At 63.6% G+C, this 20,807-nt stretch carries 28 protein-coding genes; 20 read left to right on the top strand and 8 right to left on the bottom strand.

The window, feature by feature from the left end; genetic code table 11:
• Positions 1-191 precede the first annotated feature (191 nt).
• Genes A4F85_RS01930 through A4F85_RS01895 form a run of 8 tightly spaced genes read left to right on the top strand, consistent with a single transcriptional unit; the run spans position 192 to position 8,951 of the window.
• Positions 192-1,181, top strand: a complete 990-nt coding sequence (locus A4F85_RS01930; RefSeq protein WP_063325473.1) for a hypothetical protein — start codon at positions 192-194, stop codon at positions 1,179-1,181.
• The gene (locus A4F85_RS01925; protein WP_063325472.1) at positions 1,178-1,690 is read left to right on the top strand and encodes a hypothetical protein; all 513 of its coding nucleotides are present in this window, start codon (positions 1,178-1,180) and stop codon (positions 1,688-1,690) included. Before A4F85_RS01930 ends, A4F85_RS01925 begins: the two co-directional genes overlap by 4 nt.
• Positions 1,691-1,725: 35 nt before the next feature.
• Positions 1,726-2,184 (top strand): hypothetical protein, encoded by a 459-nt coding sequence (locus A4F85_RS01920; protein WP_013802122.1) that lies wholly within the window; start codon positions 1,726-1,728, stop codon positions 2,182-2,184.
• Positions 2,185-2,197: 13 nt separating this feature from the next.
• The gene (locus A4F85_RS01915) at positions 2,198-2,869 is read left to right on the top strand and encodes a hypothetical protein (protein WP_063325471.1); all 672 of its coding nucleotides are present in this window, start codon (positions 2,198-2,200) and stop codon (positions 2,867-2,869) included.
• Positions 2,869-4,830: a hypothetical protein gene (locus A4F85_RS01910; protein WP_063325470.1), complete on the top strand. Its 1,962-nt coding sequence runs from the start codon at positions 2,869-2,871 to the stop codon at positions 4,828-4,830. The genes A4F85_RS01915 and A4F85_RS01910 overlap by 1 nt, the downstream gene beginning before the upstream one ends.
• Entirely contained in the window at positions 4,823-6,910 is a 2,088-nt protein-coding gene (locus tag A4F85_RS01905; RefSeq protein ID WP_063325469.1) for a hypothetical protein, read from the top strand. Before A4F85_RS01910 ends, A4F85_RS01905 begins: the two co-directional genes overlap by 8 nt.
• 2 nt (positions 6,911-6,912) lie before the next feature.
• A complete protein-coding gene (locus A4F85_RS01900) occupies positions 6,913-7,893 on the top strand; it encodes a hypothetical protein (protein WP_156516906.1) in 981 nt (326 codons plus the stop codon).
• 2 nt (positions 7,894-7,895) lie between these two features.
• On the top strand, positions 7,896-8,951 hold the full coding sequence (locus tag A4F85_RS01895; protein ID WP_063325467.1) for a hypothetical protein: 1,056 nt from the start codon (positions 7,896-7,898) through the stop codon (positions 8,949-8,951).
• Here the strand turns inward: A4F85_RS01895 and A4F85_RS30185 are convergent.
• Complete coding sequence (locus A4F85_RS30185; RefSeq protein WP_197485436.1) at positions 8,946-9,341, bottom strand: hypothetical protein; 396 nt, start codon at positions 9,339-9,341, stop codon at positions 8,946-8,948. The genes A4F85_RS01895 and A4F85_RS30185 overlap by 6 nt on opposite strands.
• 35 nt (positions 9,342-9,376) lie before the next feature.
• Between A4F85_RS30185 and A4F85_RS01890 the strand changes: the two genes are divergently transcribed.
• From A4F85_RS01890 to A4F85_RS01860, 8 genes are read left to right on the top strand one after another with little or no spacing between them, the layout of a single operon-like run.
• A complete protein-coding gene (locus A4F85_RS01890) occupies positions 9,377-9,745 on the top strand; it encodes a hypothetical protein (protein ID WP_231890416.1) in 369 nt (122 codons plus the stop codon).
• Positions 9,742-10,059, top strand: a complete 318-nt coding sequence (locus tag A4F85_RS01885) for a hypothetical protein (RefSeq protein ID WP_063325466.1) — start codon at positions 9,742-9,744, stop codon at positions 10,057-10,059. The genes A4F85_RS01890 and A4F85_RS01885 overlap by 4 nt, the downstream gene beginning before the upstream one ends.
• Before the next feature lie 9 nt (positions 10,060-10,068).
• Positions 10,069-10,791 (top strand): hypothetical protein, encoded by a 723-nt coding sequence (locus A4F85_RS01880; RefSeq protein WP_013802130.1) that lies wholly within the window; start codon positions 10,069-10,071, stop codon positions 10,789-10,791.
• 2 nt (positions 10,792-10,793) lie between these two features.
• Entirely contained in the window at positions 10,794-11,162 is a 369-nt protein-coding gene (locus tag A4F85_RS30180) for a hypothetical protein (RefSeq protein ID WP_013802131.1), read from the top strand.
• Positions 11,159-12,865 (top strand): hypothetical protein, encoded by a 1,707-nt coding sequence (locus A4F85_RS01875; RefSeq protein WP_063325465.1) that lies wholly within the window; start codon positions 11,159-11,161, stop codon positions 12,863-12,865. The genes A4F85_RS30180 and A4F85_RS01875 overlap by 4 nt, the downstream gene beginning before the upstream one ends.
• 50 nt (positions 12,866-12,915) lie before the next feature.
• Positions 12,916-13,227: a hypothetical protein gene (locus A4F85_RS01870; RefSeq protein ID WP_013802597.1), complete on the top strand. Its 312-nt coding sequence runs from the start codon at positions 12,916-12,918 to the stop codon at positions 13,225-13,227.
• Complete coding sequence (locus A4F85_RS01865) at positions 13,224-13,805, top strand: glycoside hydrolase family protein (RefSeq protein ID WP_063325464.1); 582 nt, start codon at positions 13,224-13,226, stop codon at positions 13,803-13,805. The genes A4F85_RS01870 and A4F85_RS01865 overlap by 4 nt, the downstream gene beginning before the upstream one ends.
• 46 nt (positions 13,806-13,851) lie before the next feature.
• A complete protein-coding gene (locus tag A4F85_RS01860) occupies positions 13,852-14,340 on the top strand; it encodes a hypothetical protein (protein WP_063325926.1) in 489 nt (162 codons plus the stop codon).
• A gap of 42 nt (positions 14,341-14,382) precedes the next feature.
• Here the strand turns inward: A4F85_RS01860 and A4F85_RS30175 are convergent, their stop codons facing one another.
• Complete coding sequence (locus A4F85_RS30175; RefSeq protein ID WP_156516904.1) at positions 14,383-15,477, bottom strand: hypothetical protein; 1,095 nt, start codon at positions 15,475-15,477, stop codon at positions 14,383-14,385.
• A gap of 443 nt (positions 15,478-15,920) precedes the next feature.
• Positions 15,921-16,124 (bottom strand): hypothetical protein, encoded by a 204-nt coding sequence (locus A4F85_RS01855; protein ID WP_043796100.1) that lies wholly within the window; start codon positions 16,122-16,124, stop codon positions 15,921-15,923.
• A 155-nt stretch (positions 16,125-16,279) separates the two neighbouring features.
• Here A4F85_RS01855 and A4F85_RS01850 point away from each other — a divergent pair, with 155 nt between their 5' ends.
• The 3 genes from A4F85_RS01850 to A4F85_RS01840 are packed head-to-tail and all read left to right on the top strand — an operon-like array spanning position 16,280 to position 17,955.
• The gene (locus A4F85_RS01850; RefSeq protein ID WP_063325462.1) at positions 16,280-16,888 is read left to right on the top strand and encodes a hypothetical protein; all 609 of its coding nucleotides are present in this window, start codon (positions 16,280-16,282) and stop codon (positions 16,886-16,888) included.
• Positions 16,888-17,481 carry a cysteine hydrolase family protein gene (locus A4F85_RS01845; protein ID WP_063325461.1) on the top strand — a complete coding sequence of 198 codons (594 nt, stop codon included), beginning with the start codon at positions 16,888-16,890 and terminating at the stop codon, positions 17,479-17,481. The genes A4F85_RS01850 and A4F85_RS01845 overlap by 1 nt, the downstream gene beginning before the upstream one ends.
• 12 nt (positions 17,482-17,493) lie before the next feature.
• Complete coding sequence (locus A4F85_RS01840) at positions 17,494-17,955, top strand: DUF421 domain-containing protein (protein WP_013802139.1); 462 nt, start codon at positions 17,494-17,496, stop codon at positions 17,953-17,955.
• Between the two features lie 9 nt (positions 17,956-17,964).
• Here the strand turns inward: A4F85_RS01840 and A4F85_RS01835 are convergent, their stop codons facing one another.
• Genes A4F85_RS01835 through A4F85_RS01815 form a run of 5 tightly spaced genes read right to left on the bottom strand, consistent with a single transcriptional unit; the run spans position 17,965 to position 19,474 of the window.
• On the bottom strand, positions 17,965-18,174 hold the full coding sequence (locus A4F85_RS01835; RefSeq protein WP_013802140.1) for a hypothetical protein: 210 nt from the start codon (positions 18,172-18,174) through the stop codon (positions 17,965-17,967).
• Between the two features lie 5 nt (positions 18,175-18,179).
• Positions 18,180-18,422, bottom strand: coding sequence for a hypothetical protein (locus A4F85_RS01830; RefSeq protein ID WP_013802141.1), 243 nt, complete (start codon positions 18,420-18,422; stop codon positions 18,180-18,182).
• A gap of 8 nt (positions 18,423-18,430) precedes the next feature.
• Complete coding sequence (locus A4F85_RS01825) at positions 18,431-18,640, bottom strand: hypothetical protein (protein WP_063325460.1); 210 nt, start codon at positions 18,638-18,640, stop codon at positions 18,431-18,433.
• A gap of 16 nt (positions 18,641-18,656) precedes the next feature.
• Positions 18,657-18,935, bottom strand: a complete 279-nt coding sequence (locus A4F85_RS01820) for a hypothetical protein (RefSeq protein WP_063325459.1) — start codon at positions 18,933-18,935, stop codon at positions 18,657-18,659.
• A gap of 47 nt (positions 18,936-18,982) precedes the next feature.
• Positions 18,983-19,474 carry an HNH endonuclease signature motif containing protein gene (locus A4F85_RS01815; protein WP_063325458.1) on the bottom strand — a complete coding sequence of 164 codons (492 nt, stop codon included), beginning with the start codon at positions 19,472-19,474 and terminating at the stop codon, positions 18,983-18,985.
• A 73-nt stretch (positions 19,475-19,547) separates the two neighbouring features.
• Here A4F85_RS01815 and A4F85_RS01810 point away from each other — a divergent pair, with 73 nt between their 5' ends.
• On the top strand, positions 19,548-20,246 hold the full coding sequence (locus A4F85_RS01810) for an SOS response-associated peptidase (RefSeq protein WP_063325457.1): 699 nt from the start codon (positions 19,548-19,550) through the stop codon (positions 20,244-20,246).
• The last annotated feature ends 561 nt before the right edge of the window (positions 20,247-20,807 follow it).

Below are 20,807 nucleotides of genomic sequence, written 5' to 3'. Positions count from 1 at the left end.
AGATTATCTTGATAGAGATATGAATTTTGTTAAATAAATCTTTGAGAAAATAAAGATGCGAGAAATTTGTTAAATAAATTCTATTTCTGATGTTTGTGAAATATATTTGTATTTAAACAGCTTTTGTCGTTCTCGACTAGTCGCCCCGGCTAGGGTTTGCCTTGGAACAGATGGGCCGAAATCATTCTTGCATGCCCGCCACCCCCAAACCCATTGGCCCGTTCCCCCTCGGAATGGACAACCGCGCGCCAGATTTCAAGCTCGGGCTGCCCGAGGGCGCCGGCCACCTGCTGCGTGATGCGCTGAACGTCGATGTGACGGCCCAGGGTTCGCTCAAGACGCGGGCCGGGTATGCGCTGGCGGAGCAGGGCCTGGACTGTCATTCGGGCTGGTCGCCGCTCGATAGCTCCTATAGCCTGTACTGCGACAGCGGCGACATCTTCCGCATCGATGTGGATGCTGCTGGCGCCACTGCGCGCACCCAGGTCGCCGCGGGATACGGCCGGGTCACGCCAGTCGTGTACTGCGAGGTCAACGAGGCCGTGTACTTCACCGACGGCATCCGCGTCGGGTCCTATCACCCCGTGCCCGGCCCAACGCCGCGCTGGCTCGATGCCCAGCCGCAGGTCGTGGGCGATGTGCAGTTCTCCCTGATGCCGGCGGGCAGCAGCATTGCCTACCAGGGCGGCCGGCTGCTGGTGGCCGTGGGCTCGGCGCTGATCTACAGCGAGCCGTTCACCCCGGGCCTGCGCGACGAGTCGCGGGGCTTCGAGATCTTCCCCGCGCCCATCACCTGCATCGCGGCCGTGGAGGCCGGCGTGTTCGTGATGGCGGACAAGACCTATTTCCTGGCCGGCGGCCTGCCGGCGCAGTCCATGCGCGCGGTGCTGCCCTATGGGGCGCTGCAGCAGCAGGCCGGCTACCGGCTCGCGGCCACGGGCGGCGCGGACGGTGCGCACTGGATGAGCACGCGCGGCATTGTCTCGGCGCGGCCTGACGGGTCGCTGGTCAACCTGCAGGCCGAGCACATCGCCATGGAGGCCTCGGGCGCTGGCGCAACGCTGTACCGCGAGGCCGACGGCATGCGCGCCATCGTGGCCACCCTCTCTCAATCCCCCAGCACTTCGGCCGGCGTGGGCTCCTATGCCCAGGCCCGGCTTGTACGAAAGGCCCAGCCATGAACACCAACCACGCCATTCCCTGCGGCTTCACCTACGACCTGGCGCTGCGGCGCCGCGCCGACGACGCGCTGGTGCAGCGCGAGCGCCTGCACAACCGCGTGCCCGGCGAAGGCCTGGACCTGATCGCCAACGCCTGTTTCAAGGGCGCGGCCATGCCGGCCAACCTGTTCATCGGGCTCTGGTCCGGCTCCTATGTGCCCAACGGCACCGAGACGGCAGCCACGTTGCCCACGCTGGTGACCGAGGTCACGCAGTACGACGGCACGACGCGCAAGGCCTGGGTGCCAGGCAACGTCTCGGCCGGCGGCGTGAGCAACGAGCTGAGCCTGGCGCGGTTTTCTTTCACCGGCATGCAGACCGTCAACGGCGTGTTCGTGAGCAGCAGCTCGGGCAAGGGCTCTGACACCGGCGCGTTGCTGTCCATCGTGCGCCTGCCCGTGGCGCGCGCCGTCGATCCCGCCTTCTACCTGGAGATCCTGGCGGGCTTCCAGTTCATCTCCGTTTCCTGATCCACCGCTTCCTGACCTTTTCGAGGACCATCACCATGACGACCAAAGCCTCTACCGGCCTTCGCAATCACATGCTCGCCACGGGCTCGCTCAAGGCGGCCCTGGATGGCGGCTTCCTGGAACTGTACGGCTGCCCGGAGGTCTCGATTCCGGCCACGGCCGACGCCGCGCTCGACCCTGCCGTGCACAAGCTGCTGGCCCGGATCTACAGCGACGGCACCTCGGCGGGCCTGACGCTCAGCACCACGGCGGCCGATGGCTTCATCGAGAAGCTGTCCACCCAGACCTGGACCGGCACGGTGATCGAGTCCGGTACGGTGCGGTTTTTCCGCTTCGTTGGCGCGAGTGATGCCGGAGGCCTGTCCATCACGCTGCCGCGCCTGCAGGGCACCGTGGCGCGCGCGGGTGCGGACCTGAACATCACCAGCGTGGACCTGGCGGTGGGCGCGCCGCAGGCGGTCAACTTCTTCTCCATCGCGCTGCCGGCGTTCTGATCGGGGCGCGGGCATGGCTGCTGGAACGCTCGTCTACGAGGCCGGGGCCCTGGTTCCCCAGGCCGACTTGCTCGTGGCCGTGGTGGCTGCCGATGATCCCTACCTGGGCCTGGACTTCCAGGACCTGATCGATGCGGCGCACTGGGCGTTCGGCTGGAACGGGGACGCGATCAACCCGTCGCGCGGCTTCCTGGACCTGGGCCTGCCGCCGGCGCCGGACTTCGAGGTCCGCGCTCCGGCCCAGCTGGTGCGCACGATCAACGTGGGGCTTTACCAGGTCACAGGGGCCGGTGAGCCCGTCAGTTTCACGGCGGATGTCACTCTGCTGTACAAGGCCACGAACGCGGGCGTGCATGAGTTCGATCTGGACGCGGCCGGTGCTGTGGTCAAGCCAGTCAACGTGCCTGCGACGGTGCAGGAGCTGCGCCTGGTGAGCCTGGGCGGCGGCATCCAGGTACTCGACGGCGAGGTGTTGCTGGGCGAGATCACGGCAGCTGAACTGGCTGGCACGGAATTCGAGTGGCACGAGATGCGGCCCTATGCGCTTTCAGCGACGGACCGTGTGCAGGCGGATGGGGCCTTCAACGGCATTGATCGCCTTGCTGCCTTCTGGTGGAACGGCACCAGCGGGGGCGGCCCCTCCGAGTTCTGGACCGACTTCCTGCTGGCGCGCGAGGAGGTGTGATGCTGATCCACAAGGACCTCAAGGGCGATGCCGGCGGGCCGGAGCACCAGGCGCTCAAGGGCATGCTGGACGTGGGCAACACCTTCATGACCGACCGGCGCGACGGCAGCGAGGTGCAGCGCTCGGGCGAGTTCGTCACCATGCGGCGCACGGGTGGCGAGGTCGTGCAGCTGGTGTCGCTGTGGGAGCCGCCGGACGCGCGCCGCCTGATGGACGGCTATGCACAGGCCGTGCCCGACGATGTGGCGCCGCCTGCCCCGGGCGCACCCGACGCTGTGCCCCGGGTGCAGCTCATGGCGTCCGTGCTGGACGAGCAGCAGGGGCCGCTGTCCTTCGGCAACCTGGCCGCTTCCAAGCTGCAGACCCGCGTGCCGCGCTTCACCCGTATCGAGGCCCGCGTGGAGACGGCTGACCATGCCACCAAGAACGGCAAGCGGCGGCTGTTCTCCCTGGGCGACGGCACGGTGCTGCTGGTGCGCGAGGTCTCGGCGGCCGGCGACACGCGGTATTTCGCGGGGATGAATCGCTTCGTGCAGCCGGTGCGCCGCGTCAGCCGCTGCACGGGCGTCGAGCTGGTGCGCATGGACCCGGACCGGCCGGCCGGCGGCAAGGTGCTGCTCTCGTTCGGCGTGCACAGCGGCCTGGGCTTTGATCCTGGGTCGCGCTCCATCGATTTCTTCGCAGACGACGATCGGCTGTACGACGCGAGCAAGGTCTATGCTGCCAATGCGGGCCTGCTGTTCGGGCGCGTGCTGTTGAGCATGCGCGCAGACCCCAGCAGCACCTATGCCGTGGCCGAGCCGGCCATGGCCAAGCAGGATGGCAAGAGCTATTTGAGCCTGGTCGCCGTGCATGGGCTGGCCGAGGACTGCTACCACCCCGATTCCTCGGGCCTGTACCGCCTGACCTGCACACGCACCACGGCCGATGGCGTGCAGACCTCCAAGATCACCATGCCCGCAGCGGTGGGTCCTGGGCAATACATGGCACCGGTGGAGATGGACCTGGTGCGCCTGTCGCCCCAGACCCTGGTGCTGGCCCTGCGCATGACCACGCTGCGCCTGCCCGGTGGTGACAGCCAGGGCGCGGCCAGCGCGGGCTGGGCCTATCTCTGGAGCGACGATAACGGCGCCACCTGGGTCCATGTGCCGCATACCGGTATCACGGATGGCAATGCCGCGCCCGTGATCGCCGCCATGGTGCCGCGCGACAAGGACACGCTGCTGCTGGTCTCGGCCCTGCAGCTGGACAGCCTGGTGCCCGCGCCCGATGCGGCCAGCGTGCAGGTCTATGCGTTCACCCGCTCCGGCGCCACGCGCATCAGCACCATCCCTGGCAGCCGGTTCAGCGCGGGCCTGCATGCTGGCGATGTGATCGGCGGCCTGCGGCACTACCCGCCTTACTGGGCCGTGGGCTACGGCGGCGGCGTGCGCGTGGACAGGAAGCCGCTGCTGTGGGTCCAGTTCGACCCCCAGTACATCCATGCCGAGGGATCGCCCGGCGTGATCGACTATCCCGGCAGCCGGGCCCTGCTCATGGTCTCGGCCGACGGCGGCGCCACGTGGGAGCGTCGGATGCTGCCCCAGCCCTGGCCCCAGCGCGTGGGCTTTGTCGTGGCGCTGGACCAGCGCACGCTGGCCATCCCCGTCTACGGCCCGCGCCAGACCGACGACAGCGGCGCCATCTTGCCGCTGGCCGTGAAGCTGCACACCAGCCGCGACGGGGGCCAGCGCTGGCGCGCCACGGCGCACAGCATGCGCTTGCCGTACTGGGCCTGGGTGGACGGCCAACTGCTGCCCGGCTCCAGCGGCTACGACATCGACGACTCCCGCTTCGACTTCAACCGTGGCGAGCTATTCCCCCTGCTGAGCCTGCGCGACGACGACGGCGAGCTGCTGCCCATGAACCCCGGCCGGCCCTGGATGGCCGACCACCGCGCCAAGGAGCCCGCCAATGGGTAACGCGCTGATCAAGAACAAGAAGCTGGTCGAGTTCGTGCCGGCCACGCCCGCGGACCCGGGGTTTCCGGGGCAGCCGGCCATTCCCGAGCGCATCACCTACGAATGGCGCGATGTGCGAGTGGAGGCCGGGTCCCAGGAGATGCAGAGGATCGAAGTGCCCACGGATGACGGCGGGCGGCTGGTGACCTGGCGCACGCCGCTGGATGCACTGCGTGAGCGGGTGGGAAACCCGAGCCTCAGCGCTGCGGCCGCTCACTACAGCGATGTCTGGGCCTACGTGCAGACATCCGACTATGCCGAGGCCCAGCGCGTGCCCCTGACCTGGACCAGCGCCTGGATCATGCGCCGCGAGAACGTGCGCATCGTGATCCCCGCCCAGCCCGCTATTCCCGCGCGGCCGCCGAAGGTCGCCACGCCGGAGCGCCGCACCTACGACTGGCACTTCGGCTGGAACGGTGGAGCGCACAGCCTGCGCGAGCTGCCGGCCAACTGGATCGGCACGGCCACCTTCGTGATCGGAAAGCCCGTGGGCGCCGTGGTGGGCTTCACCCTGGCCAGCCAGGTGCCGCGCGTCAGCCGTTCATCGTTCGCCAATGTGGAGTACGGCCTGGTCTTCGGGGATGGCCAGGTCAACGTGCGCCATGCCGGCGTCACGCTGCAGCGCGTGGGCTCGATGACGGGCAATGACACGGTGCGCGCCCATGTCGGAGGCGGGCGCATCGAATGGTTCCTGAACGACGTGAGCGTCTACAAGGGCCGCTTTGCGATGACCGCACCCTATGTGCTCGATGCCGTGCTGTATGCCGGTGATGACGTCGTGGACTCGCCCCGGCTGCAGGACGGTGTGGTCGAGCAGGACGGCACGGCCGTGTTGAACCTGGCGCCGCTGCAGGTGGAGGGCCAGGCGCTGGAGCCCTTGGAGATCCGCATGGGGCTGCAGCCGCTGGACCTCTTCGCCGCGGACAGGCCGCTGGCCCAGGTCAAGGCGCGGCTGCGGCCCCTGCGCGTCGCTGGCGATCCCATCCCGCGTGGCGCGCTACGGCTGGCCGGCGCCCAGGTCCGGGCATCGGACGCCCGCAATGACGCCGTGGCGCGGCCCACGCTGGCGCGCCTGCAGACCACGGCCGAGGCCGAGGTTGGCGAGGGCGCCTGGATCCCGCAGTACTCCATCGGCACGGCCTTCGTGCCGCCGCCCGTGGTCAACGGCGCCATCATCAGCGGACAGGGTCACGACTACCAGATGCGCCTGGGCCCGGCCTTCACCGTGGCTTCGCAGGATAGGCATGCCGAGGGCCGGTTGGCCCTGGCGCCCGTGCAGCTGCTGTCCGATGTCGAGGCGCTGACCCACCTGGTGCGGGCGCAGGACCTGCTGGGCGCCGATCTGGCGCTGACGGCCAGCGGCTATGTGACCGTGGTCATTGCCGAGCGCGTGGGTGCCTCGGGCGCGCTGACGCTGGGCGCGGCCGGTCTGGTGCTGGACGTGAACGAGCAGATCAGCAGCGGGGCCGAGACGGAGATCTCCGGGGCCATCGTGGCCAGCGTGCTGGAGCACCTGGGCGCCGTGGAGCGCTATCGGGCGCTGGTGTTCCGGGTCGTGGACGGCCAGCCTGTGCTGGTCGATCCGGGCCATGCCTGGGTCGTCAATACCGAATCCAGCGCCTCCACCCGCTACGAGGGCTACGCCTTCGACAGCTTCATGACCGTGGGCGGCCGGCAGTTCGGCGTGCGTGCCGATGGCGTCTATAGCCTGGGCGGCAGCACCGACGCCGGCCTGCCCATCGAATGGGGCGCGGGCCTGGGCAAGCATGACTTTGGCAGCCAGGCGCTCAAGCGGCTGGAGTCGGTCCATGCCGGCGTCTCGGCCACGGGCCAGCTGTATGTGCGCATCGGCGACGGCCAGCAGACCTACAACTACCGCGCGCGGCGCGTGGATGCGGCGCAGCGTGTGCAGCGCTTCGATCCGGGTCGGGGCCTGGCTGCCAACTACTTCACGTTCGACCTGGTGGGCGAGGGCGCCGCCGAGCTGGACAACATCGTCTTCGGCGTGGTCGCGGGCCAGCGCCGGATCGGGAGGGGATGACCATGGCCAATGGACGCGCGCTGCCATCAGCGATTCTGTTTGACGAGCTGCTGGGCCGTGCCTGGGGCATTGCGCTGAAGAAGTACGGCGAGGCCCAGGCCATCGAGTCGCCCGTGGCATCCTTCACGCCCGCCCGTACCAATGGCGCCTACCGGCTGCCGCAGTACAGCAGCGGATTCGATCCGGCGGATGCGGGCTCCTGGGTGGCTCAGCACGACAAGGAGCTGGCCAAGCAGCTGGATCAGGTGGCCGACGAATGGGCCGTGGAGTTCCAGGGCGTGATGGACATCGTGGCGCCCGTGGGCCCGGGCTGGCGCAATGCCGTTGACTGGCTGCGCGCCACCATGCACGGCCAGGACGGCCTGGGCTATGTCGGCCAGGACCACCGGATGGCCCAGGCCCGGCAGCAGGGCGTGCAGGTGCTGGGAGGACTCAACCAGCGCGGGCTGCCCGTGCCGTCCGGCGCGGCCCAAGCGCTGCAGGCCGTGGCCGGCGGCGTGGTGGACCTGTACCAGGGCCGACTGGGCGCCCAGATGACCGCCGACCGCGAGGCCGAGCGCCGCCGCCTGCTGGTGGACGCCGTCACCGAGCTGGCACGCCTGCGCAATGCCGCGCTGGACACGGCCATGGACTTCGTGTTCGGGCGCATGAACATCATGTACGACGTGTTTGGCCGCAACAACGAGTACCTGACGCGCGTGCGCCGCGACGACCAAGCCCTCGCTGCCCAGATGCAGGTGGCCAGCGCCGAGCTGCAGCGCTGGGATGCCCAGGCCCTGGCCAACCAGGATGGCAGCGCGGCCTCGCAGCGCACCGTCAAGGCCATGAACGACCGCGCCCTGGAAGTCATCGGCCTGAACGTCGAGCAGCAGGTCAAGCGCCTGCGCCGCCTGTCCACCGGCTCTGCCGCGGCGCTCAACAGTGCCGGCGTGTCCGTGAACTCGCAGGCTACCGAATCCAACACCGTGAACTACGAGGAGTAAGCATGGCTACCACCGGCATCGCAATGCAGGGCCTGTCGGCCGCCATCGTCTACACCGCCATCGACAAGATCGGCACGATGATCAACGACGCTGCAGGCCGGATGCAGTCCAAGATCGGCCCGGCCATCACCCAGATCATCGATGGCATCCCGGGCGAGCCCGAGGTGGCCAAGGCCAAGCACAGCAACAGCCTGTCTGCCGTGCTGACGGCCCTGGGCCCGGCCTCGGTCGAGACCTCGGCCCCCGCTGTGGGCCAACTGCCCCAGGTCATCGAGCAGGCCGTGGGCACGTTCTTCACGGGCTACAGCAGCGTGGTCAACGACCTGTTCCCGGGTCTGCTGGACGCTGGCGCCGATGCGGACGCCTGGATCCAGTCTGCCCTGGCCTCTGCGGTGGGCACGACCTACATCGAGAACGTGGACCGCGTGGCTGGCGACACCGCTTTCGCGCTGGCGCGCAAGGACGCCTGGGCAGGGGAGCGGGATCTGCTGGATGCCGCCGCCGCCAGCGGCCACCGCTTCGCCCCGGGCGCCACGCACAACGCCATCGCGCGGCTGCACGCCGAAAGCACCCGAGCAGCAGCCGATGCCATCGCGGCCACCCACGCCGCGCGCCTGCGCGAAGAGCGCGAAACCAAGATGCGCCTGGTGCGCGCCGAACTGGACCAGCGCATGGACCGCATCAAGCAGTTGCACCAGCAGACGGCCCAGGCCTTCCGCGACAAGCTGCGCGCCAGGGGCCTGTGGATCAGCGATCAGGACGCCGTGATCGACAGCTACAACCGCAGCTACGCGCTGCCCGCCCAATTCAGCGCCCGCCTGGCCCAGCTGGCCCAGGAAGCGGCCCAGCGGCACTACAAGAGCACGGCCGACGCCCTGCAGATCAGCGATGTGGCCGTGGACGTGGCAAAGCTCAAGATGGCCAACGGCCAGGAGATCGTGGACTTCCTCGGCAACATGATCACCACGCTGAACAACCAGGTGCGCGCCAGCGGAAGCTACAGCGGCAGCGAGCGCGATGTCACAGATTGGGACGGGTTTATAGGGCGACAGCTATAGCAGCCCGTATGCCCCGAAGAAATTCAAATACTTTGGGTCGCGCAAAGAAAGTGCGAGAACTTCATCTCTGATTCGTATGTGCGCATGATTTGCTGTGCTTACTTCCCGTTCGGCGTCGTCGTATACACACTCTTCAGGCGTTTGAGTTTGAGAGGGTCGGCGGTTTACTGCCATTTTTGCTTGGAAAGCTTCATTTAGTAATCGCTGCTTCATGCTGAGATTTTTTTCTGCAGCAACTAATGCTTTGATCAAATCTTGTACTTCAATGGGGAATATTTCTTCTATTTCCCTGTCGCCGGGATATATCTTCGGATGCACGCGGAATTCCTTTGAATTATTGAAGTGGCTGAGCATATCCCAATGATTTGAGATTGTGAGCTGATCCGGCATGCCCCGGCTAGGGTTCGCCATATGGTAGGTCGACTATGACACTGCAGGACATGACCAAGCCGGCCAAGTTTAACTTCACGATTTACCAGGGCGCCACGTTCCGGCGGCGCCTGCGCTGGTTCAATCCCGACAAGACCCCTATCGACCTGACGGGCTGCACGGCCCGTATGCAGGTGCGCGAGGAGGTCGATTCCGCAGCGGTGCTGCTGGAGCTGACCACCGAGAACGGGCGCATTGCCCTGGGCGGTACTGCCGGCACCGTGGATCTGCTGGTCGATGCGGGCACCACGGCGGCCATCGCCTGGAGCGGCGGGGTGTTCGATCTGGAAATCGTGCATCCCGGCGGCGAGGTCACGCGCTTGGCACAGGGCTCCTGCTGCGTGAGCCCGGAGGTCACACGATGAACGGCCTGCTCGTCGTTTGCGAGAAGGAGATCCTCGTGGAGCAGGCCGAGGACATCGAGATCCTGGCCGTAGCAGAGCAAGGGCCTCCAGGAATTCAGGGCCCACCCGGCGGCGGCGCCGGCGCGACCTACACGCATACCCAGTCCAGCCTGGCCACCGTCTGGACCATCGCCCACAACCTGGGGCGCTACCCCTCCATCACTGTCGTCGACAACCTCGGCGGCCAGCTTTACCCCGATGTCCGGTATCTCGATGCCGACATTGTCCAGATCACCCACAGCGTGCCGCTGACCGGCCGCGCTTTCTGCAACTGAGGACACGCCATGAAAATCACAAACCACCTCGACGGCTCCGGCAACCGCCTGACGAACATCGGCGATGCCGTCAACCCGCAGGACGCCATCACCAAGGCTCAGCTGGATGCAGCGGTCCAGGGTTTCAAATGGAAGGACCCAGTGCGTGCGGCCACCACGGTCAACATCACGCTGTCCGGCACCCAGACCATCGATGGTGTGTCCGTGGTCGCGGGCGACCGGGTTCTGGCGAAGAACCAGACTGCGGGCTCTGCCAATGGCATCTACCTGGCCGCCTCTGGCGCATGGACGCGCGCCACCGACTTCGATGCTTCCAGCGAGGTGTTGGGCGCGGCCGTCTTCGTGTCCGAGGGCACGGCCAACGGCAACAGTCAGTGGTTCATGACCACGGATGCTCCCATCACCATCGGCACCACGGCGCTGGTGTTCGCTCAGGTAGGTGGTGGTGCGAGCTATACGGCCGGCAATGGCATCTCGATCACGGGCGGTGTCATCTCGGTGGACCCGGCAGTGGTAGCGCGCAAGATGTCGGCCACCGTCGGCGACGGCACGGCCACCACCATCAGCGTGACCCACAACCTGAACACGCAGGACATCGGGGTCAGCGTGCGCGAAGCGTCGTCCAACGCTGGAGTGCTCTGCGACTGGGTGGCCAACGGAGCGAACACCGCCCAGTTCACGTTCGCCGTCGCGCCGACCACCGGGCAGTACCGGGTGACCATCACAGGCTGATCATGAAGTATCTCGGCTCCAAATCGAGCGCAGCAGATCTGGCCACACAGGACGACCTGCGACCAGCGCCTGTATTGACGGTCCTTGGAACCACCCACGATGTTTCCGCAGCCGAGGCGGGAAGATACCTCCGTTTCACATCGACTTCGGCCAAGACCTGCACATTCCCGCCAGAGTCTGTCCAGCCGCTGCCACTCAACGGTGAGTGGCATGTGCGAAATGCCGCTGCGGGCAACCTGACATTGCTGGCGGGCGAGGGTGTGACGCTCAATGCCCCCTATGCTGGAACTTTGGTGATCCCCACTGGAGGAACCGTAACGGTCAAAAGAGTGGGCACAGACATCTTCGACGTGATGGGTGTGACAGCGTGATTGCGGGCATCATCGCTTCGTCGCGGCACTCCAAGCGCATTGCCGTCACTGTTGCCGCCCAGCCCGTGGCCGTCGCGGGATATGCGCTGTACATCAGGCTTGATGACATGCCGGCCGGATTTTGGGATGGCATGGCGCGCCGCGATGGTGGTGACATCCGGGTGAGGACTGCGGCAGGGGCGGAGCTGCCCTTTGACCTGGTGTCGCTCAACCCGATTGCACGCACCGGTACGTTGTTCGCCAAGGTCGATATTTCTGCGTCCGGCCCAACGGCGGTTTATGTGCACTTCGGCGGCGCGGGAGATCTGCCCGTGCCGTGGACAGATCCCAATGGGCGGCATGCCGTCTGGTCCGCTTTTCACCGCGTTTTCATGATGGGTGACTCCTTTGCCGACCGCTCTGGCAAGGGGTCTGATCTGGTCTCGGGTGGATTGGTATATGGCCTGGTCAGCGCGAGCACATCGCCGAATCTTGGTGTCCACCAAGGCATCGCCTGGGATGGTGTGAATTACTTCGCTATCGGCACAAATGTCATCAAGAAATACGATTCTTCCTTCAACCTGATTTCTCAGAACACGAATCCGGTTGCAAGCGTCCCCGGCACAAACCACCTGGGAGATTCCGAGGTGGTTGGTGAACACATCTATGTGCCGATGGAGCAATACACGGACCCGGATGGCCACGCCAACATGTACATCGGCAGGTTCCTCAAATCGGACCTGTCATTCGTGGATGCCACGCCCGTCACATATGCCTCCGGCGTGCCGTCGGGCGTTGATATGTCTGGGTGCGCGTACAACCCTGCGGATGGGTTGCTGTATTTTGGCGCGTGGACCGGTGCTGGCACACGACTGTGGAAGTACGACATGGCCGCCAAGCAGTTCATTGGGGTGCTCAATCTGAGCGCTCCAGTGCTGCGCATGCAAGGCCTCACGTTCTGGCGCGGCGCCATCTTCATCAACCGGGATGACACCGACCAGACTGTGCGCGTGGAGCTGGATGGGACCGTCAAGGGCATGGTTTGGGGCATCGTCGGCGGGTCATATGAGGGCATCAGCCACACGGACGATGCGCTGCTTGTGCTGCACGATCCATCGGGGGATGCTGGTGTGGTGAGAACCCTGCGGGCACGGCAGCCTCGTTTGATCTCAAACGAATTGGGCGCATACATCGCTGGGGCGGGTCACTACCGCGCAGACGGACTGTCGCAGTTTTTGACCTGGACCATGGGCGGCAGTGCATCAACGATGATCACAGGCCTCTCACGGGCAATCATGAGTTACACGGTCACCGGCTCTGACAGTGGCGCGGGCGGCAACGTGAACCGTGCAACGCTGGCATACCGATCAATAGACCGCTGGGGATTCTGGAATAGCTCTGACAGCTGGATCAACAACGCGAGCGCGCCGGGAACGCAGACACCGGCTCGATTGCATGCAGTGCAGAAAAGCAGTTCCGGGCGGGATCTATATGTGAATGGCAGTCTCGCGGCTTCGTCTGCGAGCTCAGCAGTTCGACCTGGCTCTGGTGGTAGCCATTCGCTATACATCGGTTGCAATGATGCCCAGGTCGCTGAAGTCTGGGACGGGAATATCGGCTATTCGTATCTCTATCCCGGGATGCTGCCTGCAGCATGGATCGCAGCCGAAAGTGCCAATCTTTCGAACCCTTCTGCGTTCTACTCGTTGGGAGAGGTTGAGTAGCCCCCGTGTAGGGTTCGCCAGCGCGGGCCGGCCCCGGAATCATCGGGGCCATGAAGAAATACCTCGTATCCCTGCTCGCGCTGATGGGCATCCACCAGCACCTGAGCGCAGAGCAGCGGCAGGACATTGCCGGCGCCATCATGCAGGCCACGCCGGGCGCCGCCGCGACCGGGGTGTTCAAGGTCTGGGGCCTGCCGCTGAGCGACTGGCTCGTCGTGGCGTCCCTGGCCTTCATTGCGCTGCAGGCCGGATATCTGGTCTGGAAGTGGCGCCAGGACTATCAGCGTGCCCAGCAGCGGCAGCGCCTCGCGCGCCTAGCTGGGCTGAAGCCGGAGCCCGAAACCGACTGGGGGGCGCCATGAGCACGGCCCGCATGCCAGCCGCAGGCCTGGGCATTGGCGCGGCCATTCTCGCGGCCTGGATTGCCGCAGAAGGCTTCAGCGCAGACCCGATCATCCCGGTTCGCGGCGATGTGCCCACCATCGGCCATGGCGCCACTCGCTACGAGGACGGAACGCGCGTGACCCTGGCCGACCCACCCATCACACGCGAACGGGCGCGCGAACTGGCCATCAACCTGCTGGAGCAGCAGTACGGGGCTTGCGTGCGCGATTCGCTGGGCGACACGCTGGTGCACCAGGTCGAGTTTGCCCAGGCGGTGGACTTCGCCGGGCAGTATGGGTGCGGGGCCTGGCGCGGCTCCTCGATGCTGGCCAGGACGCGGGCTGGCGACTATGCCGGCGCCTGCAACGCCTACCTGGCATATCGCTTCATGACCAGCTCCCAGCCCCTGTCGGGCTACGCCGCCTACCAGTGGGGTGCGGACGGACGACCCACGCGGTGGCGCTACGACTGCAGCACGCCCGGCAACAAGATTTGCAGCGGCGTCTGGACCCGTCAACAGGCGCGGCACGCCGCGTGCATGGAGGCCCAGCAATGAACCCGATCCTCTGGGCAATGTGGTGGTACTGGTGGAGGGGAGGGCGGTGATCCCCGCGCTCTACACCCATCTGGGAGCCGCCGCCGTGGCCGCCGCGTTGGCATGGCAGTTCCAGGGCGCGCGCTTGGGCGCCGAGCTGGCCGAGGCCCGGGCCGAAGCCATCAGCGACAAGCTGGCCGTCAGCACTGCCCAGCGCGCGGCCGACGCCCGCGTGCGCAGCGCTGAGCAGACCATGAACACCAAATACCAAGGAGCTCTCAATGCCGCCCGTGACCGCGAGGCGCTGCTGCGCCGTGATCTTGACCAGCTGCGCGCTGTCTCTGACAGCCTGCGCGAGCAATCCGCAGATGCCGCCCGCCGACTTGCCAGCGCTCCCCCCGCTGCCGTCCTTGAGTACGCCACTGCCGTCAACGCCGTATACGACGACTGCCGCGCAGCGTATGGGGACATGGCAGCAGCGGCTGCAGGGCACGCAGCTGATGTCCAGACACTCGGTGCCGCCTGGCCCGTGATAGCCAGTCGACCGCTTAGATAAAATCAGGCCACCCGGAGGCGGCCTGATTTATTTTCTATCAATTTAGTAGGTCGAATATGCCCACCACCCGTAAGTGCTTAATCCCATGTAGCCGCCACCGTTAGGTCCTGTTCTAGCTATCTCTGAATCTAAGTGTAGCATTCCCAACTTATAATCAGAGGGATTGCCGGAAAGTGGAGTACATTTTCTAATAATTAGAGGGTCGCTAGACGGGGTTTTGCAAATTACTGCATTGGCAATGACGGAATTTAAATCGCTAAGCGCCTTTTGCATTTGAGCATAGGACACCGATATTGCATACCATCGCCACCCGTTCCAAGGTTGATTTGTCGATGTTGCAGAGCCTGGTTCCATTGTCGCGTATGTTGTATTTGGTGAGAAAGAGCTACCTATGATATATGCGACTGATGCAACATCATTGCTGATAGATTCTAATGGGGCTGGCCCATTATTTCCGGATGGGTAATCGAAGGCCCACGGCGCAAACCATATATATCTACCCTCTGGATCTGTTGTGTCTTGAAGGGTAAATGATAGGCCGGCATGGGCGCGAATATTTCCCTCGGCAGCTACGCTTGGAACTTGTAGCATCATTGAGAAGTGGAATTTGCTGGAGGGACCTCTAGAGAATGGTTTGTGATTTATATCTCCAGAAAATGCATACTGCAAGTTTGCCCCCATGATATTTCTGGGGTTGAGATACGAATTCCCACTTTCATCCGTTAAATTCGGAGCCCATGGCAAACTATATGCATTAAGCATTGCGCCAAACTTGGCTGAGAGAGCGCCTCCATCTAATTCATCATGCATCGACACAGCCGTTCCCCCGTAACTGGCGCCAGGCCTCCCTCGCTGATAATTTTGAAGCGGCGCTGGCACATTCGTTCCAGTAAAATCTCCCAGATTCCAAGTAGACACTGTTTCGCCACTGAAGTTAGCTGGTGAACCATCAATAGATCCAGTGGAGTTGTCAACAGACCATATTGGTTTGTTGAAGTTCTCTGCTGGATAATGGGTTGCATTAAATATGGTCTTTCCAACAATATTATTTATTGGCTGGCTGACATAATAATAGTCCGTTCCCGCATAGGCTAGCGTAGCTGACATTAGGGTAATTGATGCTACCAATCTCTTCATTTAATACTCCTTGGCTGCGCTTCATGAAATATTTGAAGCAGTGAATCTTAGTTGAAAAAGGCAGGTTGCACTTGTGAATTTCTTGGCCATTTCCACCATCTCGATGAAAGCTGTCGATAGTTAATGGTGATTGCTGATGGATTTTTGATTGAAGCAAAGCTATTTAATTCATCATTGCTTATGAATTGAACTGTGTTCTTGTCTTGTCTCTGAGTCCACAAAGTAGCATTTGGGATCCGTACCAAGCCTGCCACCCTGACGTGATCCAAGCCACGAATTACGCACACGTGAGCTTGAGCGGCTATCGTCTACGCCTACCGTCCGATGCCGAGCACGCGGCACTGGCCTAGATCGACCGCCGCGAGGGCTACGAGATGCGGCTGCTGGCCGCGCAGAGGGCGTGCACGCGATCGATCACGCCGTAGACGCCGGGTCAGCTGGTGTTACTCGGCTTGCCTCATCGTCGCGGCGCGCGCTGCTTCTGCCGCTTCTCGAGCTTCCTTTTCGGCTTGGATGACGCGTTGCTGCGGTGTCATTGACGCGCCGTCGTAGCCGCCTGTGGCGCGCTCACCGATCTGTATGTGGGAAATCCGCGACGCTCCGTAAAACAGGGCTGCAGCGATGATCAGTAGCGCGATGAATCTCATGCAGCCATTGTGCCGTCCGCCCATCATTATTTGACGGTCTTGGACGTACACGTAACTTTCGAGAAGCACTACATACCCTTCAGTTGCTGCTTACGCGCAAAGTGCCAAGGTTGGCCGACCATCGCCGGACCGCAACTGAAAACCGGAGTGGGCAAATGGCTAAACCACGATATGACGATTCTCAACTCAGAGATCTGTTGCTGCAGATGATGGAAACGGAACTCGGAGGTGAGCAGGTGTATAGAACTGCTCTGACCTGTGCCCTGAACGATGACCTTAAAAAGGAATGGGAAGAGTATCTCGAAGAGACGCTCAGTCACCAGAACGTGGTGCGAACCACATGTGAACTGTTGGGAGTCAACCCGGACGAAGCTTCGCCTTCCCGTGATGTTGTGAAGCACATAGGATCATCGCTGGTGAAGGCGATGGAGTTGGCTCTCAGGGGTGGTAGTGCGGCCGCTGCGCAACTCGTGGCGTGCGAGTGCGTGGTTCACGCTGAGACCAAGGACCACGCCAACTGGGAGCTTCTGGGCAAGGTCGCCGAGGTGGCTACAGGTGAGACGGGCAAGGCCCTCAAGGAGGCTCACGCTCGAGTGGAAAAGGATGAAGATCATCACCTGTATCACACCAAGGGATGGTGCCGCGAGTTGTGGATCCAGAGCTTGGGTATGCCAGCAGTCCTGCCTCCCCCTGAAGAGGTCAAGCAGGTTGAAACTGCCATCGGCGCATCTCGAGCGGAGCAGCAACGCGAATCCATGCTGTGATGCCTAGGCCGAGGTGGTTAGAACCCACGCAAGTGCCTCACAGCGCGGAGGTGCTGTTGCTGGTGGATGTCATCAACCCGCTTCAATTTCCCAATGCTGGGCCTTTGCTGCAGGAAGCGGTACGGGCTGCCCGGCGCATTGTGCGGCTCAAGGCCAGGCTTCGCGAAAAGGGCGTAGCTACGATCTACGCCAACGATAACTACGGCACTTGGCACAGCGAGTTCAGCGACATTCTTGCCGCCTGCCAGGGTTTGGCTGGCGAGCGTGGCGAGATCGCTCGGCTGCTTGCGCCTGATGCGGAGGATCTGGTGATTCTCAAGCCCCAGCATTCGGCTTTTCATTCCACTCCGCTGCTGCATCTGCTGGGCAGAATGCATGCGCGCAGGCTGGTCATCGTGGGGTTTGCTGCGGACATGTGCGTCATGCTCACGGCTACGGATGCACGCATGTCGGGCTACGAGGTCTGGGTGCCCAGCGATTGCACGGCGGCCGAGACGCCTGCGCGGCGGCAGCAGGCATTGCGGCAATTGAGACAGGCCTTCAAGTGTTCAGTGCGCATCTCAGCGCGTAGTCCCTGGGCGGGGCGGAATTGAAGGGGCGTTGGTATGTGGAACCTGGACATCCATCCGTTTGAGTTGTCCGTGCGTGCGCTGGCGGTCTATGTCCTGCTGCTGCTGATGATGCGCATGACGGGGCGGCGTACCGTGGGCCAGTTCACGCCTTTCGATCTGCTGGTGGTGATGTTGGTGAGCGAGGCGGCGGGGCCCTCAATGACAGGGTCTGATCAGTCCCTGCCTGGAGGGCTGCTGGTGTGCGTGATCCTCATTGCGTTGAATACGGCCGTGGGTTTCGTGACGGCGCGCTGGCGCGGGGCGGAAAAGCTGCTGGAGGGCGAGGCGGTGCTGCTGGGGCGGGATGGAACGATCTTCGAGGGTGCGCGCAAAAGCCACCGGGTATCGCGCAACGATATCGAGAAGGCGCTGCGCGAGGCAGACTGCGAGGAATCAGAAATCCGCTGCATGTTCCTGGAGGCCGACGGATCCATTAGCGTGCAGAAAAAGCAGTAGTCGAACCTGTCAATCCTCTGGGCAGCGCTCCATGGCCCAGTCCAGGGCGGCGTCGGCCGAGTGGTGCGGTCCGTCGAATGCCCTGATGCCGCGCTCGTCATCCCAGAGGGCGCCGTCCCAGCGCCGCGCAGCAGGGAAGGGCAGGCGGCCGTAATCCACCACGACCGCATACCAGCCCGGCGCCGTGGGCGCGCCGCCCCAGGTCATGCCATCAGCCATGGCGCTCAGCCAGCAGGCTGTTCCAGTTGCTCGGCGCCGCGCCCGACCCAATGCCAGAATTGATTGCGGCCATGCGAATAGCGCTGCAACTCAAACGTGATGCGCACTCGGCCGGCAAGCAGCGTTTCAATCTCACAGGTGATGTGTTGTGGCTGGCCCCGCCCAGCCACAGGCAACAGGCGTTGTGCTGCCGACATCTCTTCACCACGCACCTTGGCGATTACGCCGCGCTCAATGGGGTTTTGCATGGTAGCTCTCAGAAGGGGGCGTTTGACTGCTGCACGGACACGGGGCCGACACCGCTGTAGACCAAGTCGCCGTCCGAGTCGTAGACAAGAAACCAGTCGGGATGCAGCTGTTCGATGAAATAGTCCTCCGGCTTGCCCGGCATGACTTTGACTTCGGGCGTGCCGAACCAGCGCGGCATCGTGAGCAACGTGGGGAATTCCTCGTATGTGAGCAACATGCGGCCTCCTGGGTGGTCAGTAGTCGAACTCGCAGGACCACTCCTGCGCGTGCCATGCGCGGTCACAGTGCTCCAATCCGCTGAACTTCATCTTGCCCGCGCACGCGTAGATCAGTCGGGGCTCGAAGAGCTGGTTCTTGCGGTCGTCTCCGAGGATGCGCAGCACGGGGACGGTCCGCTTCTCGCCAGGCACGGGTGCGTGCAGCAGGTCCAGTTCGCCCCTGACCTCTTGCTGTGGTCCGCGGTGATAGCTGCGCGCGCCTGCCTCGCGGAGGATGGTGACTTTGACTTTCATGACTGTATAAATATACAGTAATACTATGCGTAAGTCAGCGTGCACTTCTACAAAGTGTTCCCCTCGTGCATCGATCGCTTCGCTTCGACGTAGGCTGCGTGAGCCTCTTCCGGGGTGTCGTACAGGCCGAGGTGATGCGTCTTGCCATGCACATGGAGAAAAGCTCGCCACCTGTTTTGGTGAGGGGAGACGCCGAGCAGTCCAGACTTGTTGCCCGCCTTGGCTGAGCGAAGGTTTTGAGTGTTGCGAAAGCGATCCGCCAAACGAAGGTTGGCGATCCTGTTGTCATCCCGGGCTCCATTGATGTGGTCGACTTGATCGGGCGGCCAAGCCCCATGAACGTAGAGCCATGCCAAGCGATGGGCGTAGTACAGCTTGAAGTTGATGCGGATTGCGATGTAGCCGCTTCGCATCTTTGCCCCCACCTGTGTCCCGGCCTGGTAGCGCCCCATGCGAACAAGGCGCTCAAATTGGCCAGTATCTGGGTCGTACTTCAGCAAAGATCGCAATTGGATGTCAGTGAGAGCTTCGCTTGTCATGGTCAGATGTCAGAGATGTAGAGAGTGAGGATGGGAAGGGCAGTAGTTTGGGTCATCACCAACGGAGGCCGCTATCTGTAATCGCTACAACACCCCACGAGAGACCGAGATCGAGCGCATGTGGCGCGTGGGATCGCAGAACCCACCACGCTGGTGGAAGCCGCACGTCACGCCGCTGGCCCTGGGTCCATACATCACTGCAGGCGGCGTGCTGGAGATCGGGCAATGGGGCATGATCCCGCGATCATCAAAGACGCGCCGGCCCGTGACAGCCGAGGGCCGGCCGATGTCGACCAACAACGCCAGGCGCGAGACTCTGGCTAGGTCGTGGACCTATGCCCCTGCCTGGCGCGCCGGACAGCGCTGCTTGATTCCAGTGGAGAGCTGGGTGGAACCGTACTGGGGCCTGGGCTCACGCAATGTCTGGTGGTCGTTCCGGCGCGCGGACGGGCAGCCGGCGGCCCTGGCCGGGCTCTACAGCGAGTGGCCTGACCCCGAGACAGGCGAGGTCGTGCCGAACTACACAATGATCACGCAGCCCGCGGACGGGCACCCGGTGCTGTCGCTCATGCACCGGCCCGGCAAGGAAAAGCGCGGGGTCGTGATGCTGGAGCCGGGCGACTGGGATGCGTGGCTGCATGGCACGCCGGACCAGGCCGACGCACTGATCAAGCTGCCGCCGCTGGGAGCGTTGCGGAGCGGCGCGGAGAAGGCGGAGGAAGAGGCTCTGCTGCCGGCCGAGCAGTTGCAGGCACTGCGCTCGGAAACCTGACGCACAACAGAACCCCCATAACGAAAGCCCGCGATGCGGGCTTTTTGGTGTCCAGTTCGGCGTAGGTTTTGGCGTAGGTTTCTGGAGATTCTCGCTGTTTTCAGAGGAGGCTTACGTTCTGCCATTGAACGACGCCCGCTTCTACTGGTGGATCAGCATCTTACGCGATGCCGGCATTTGACCCAATGCGGAGCGGTCCGCATCTTCAACATCCTGTCCTTCATGCCGCACCGGCATAAACCTCCGCTTGGTCGCCTGAACCTTGGCGCCGCTGGCGCTTCGCTGTGCGCACCCGATGTATGCCCGCCTTGCATCTCTACAAAGCGGGCCAAAGCCGCAAGCGGACCCCGCAAAAAAGAAGCTCGCCAGCGGTGCTGCGAGCTCGTGAATGCCTGCGACGTGCAGGCACGGGGAAGAAAAAGTCCGGTGCCCTTTTCAGGGCATGCCTATGAATTCCAGGAGGAGAACCATGAGTCAACCATAGGCCCGGCTGTTAACCGCATTTCAGCTCGTGACGGGGAACATCGGCCCTGCCAGCGTGGAGATGTACAGCGAGATGAG

The sequence above is a fragment of the Delftia sp. GW456-R20 genome (assembly GCF_001622915.1).
Lineage (GTDB): Bacteria > Pseudomonadota > Gammaproteobacteria > Burkholderiales > Burkholderiaceae_C > Comamonas > Comamonas acidovorans.
The sequence above is the reverse complement of the archived record's forward strand: the minus strand, read 5'-3'. Positions and strand labels throughout refer to the sequence as shown.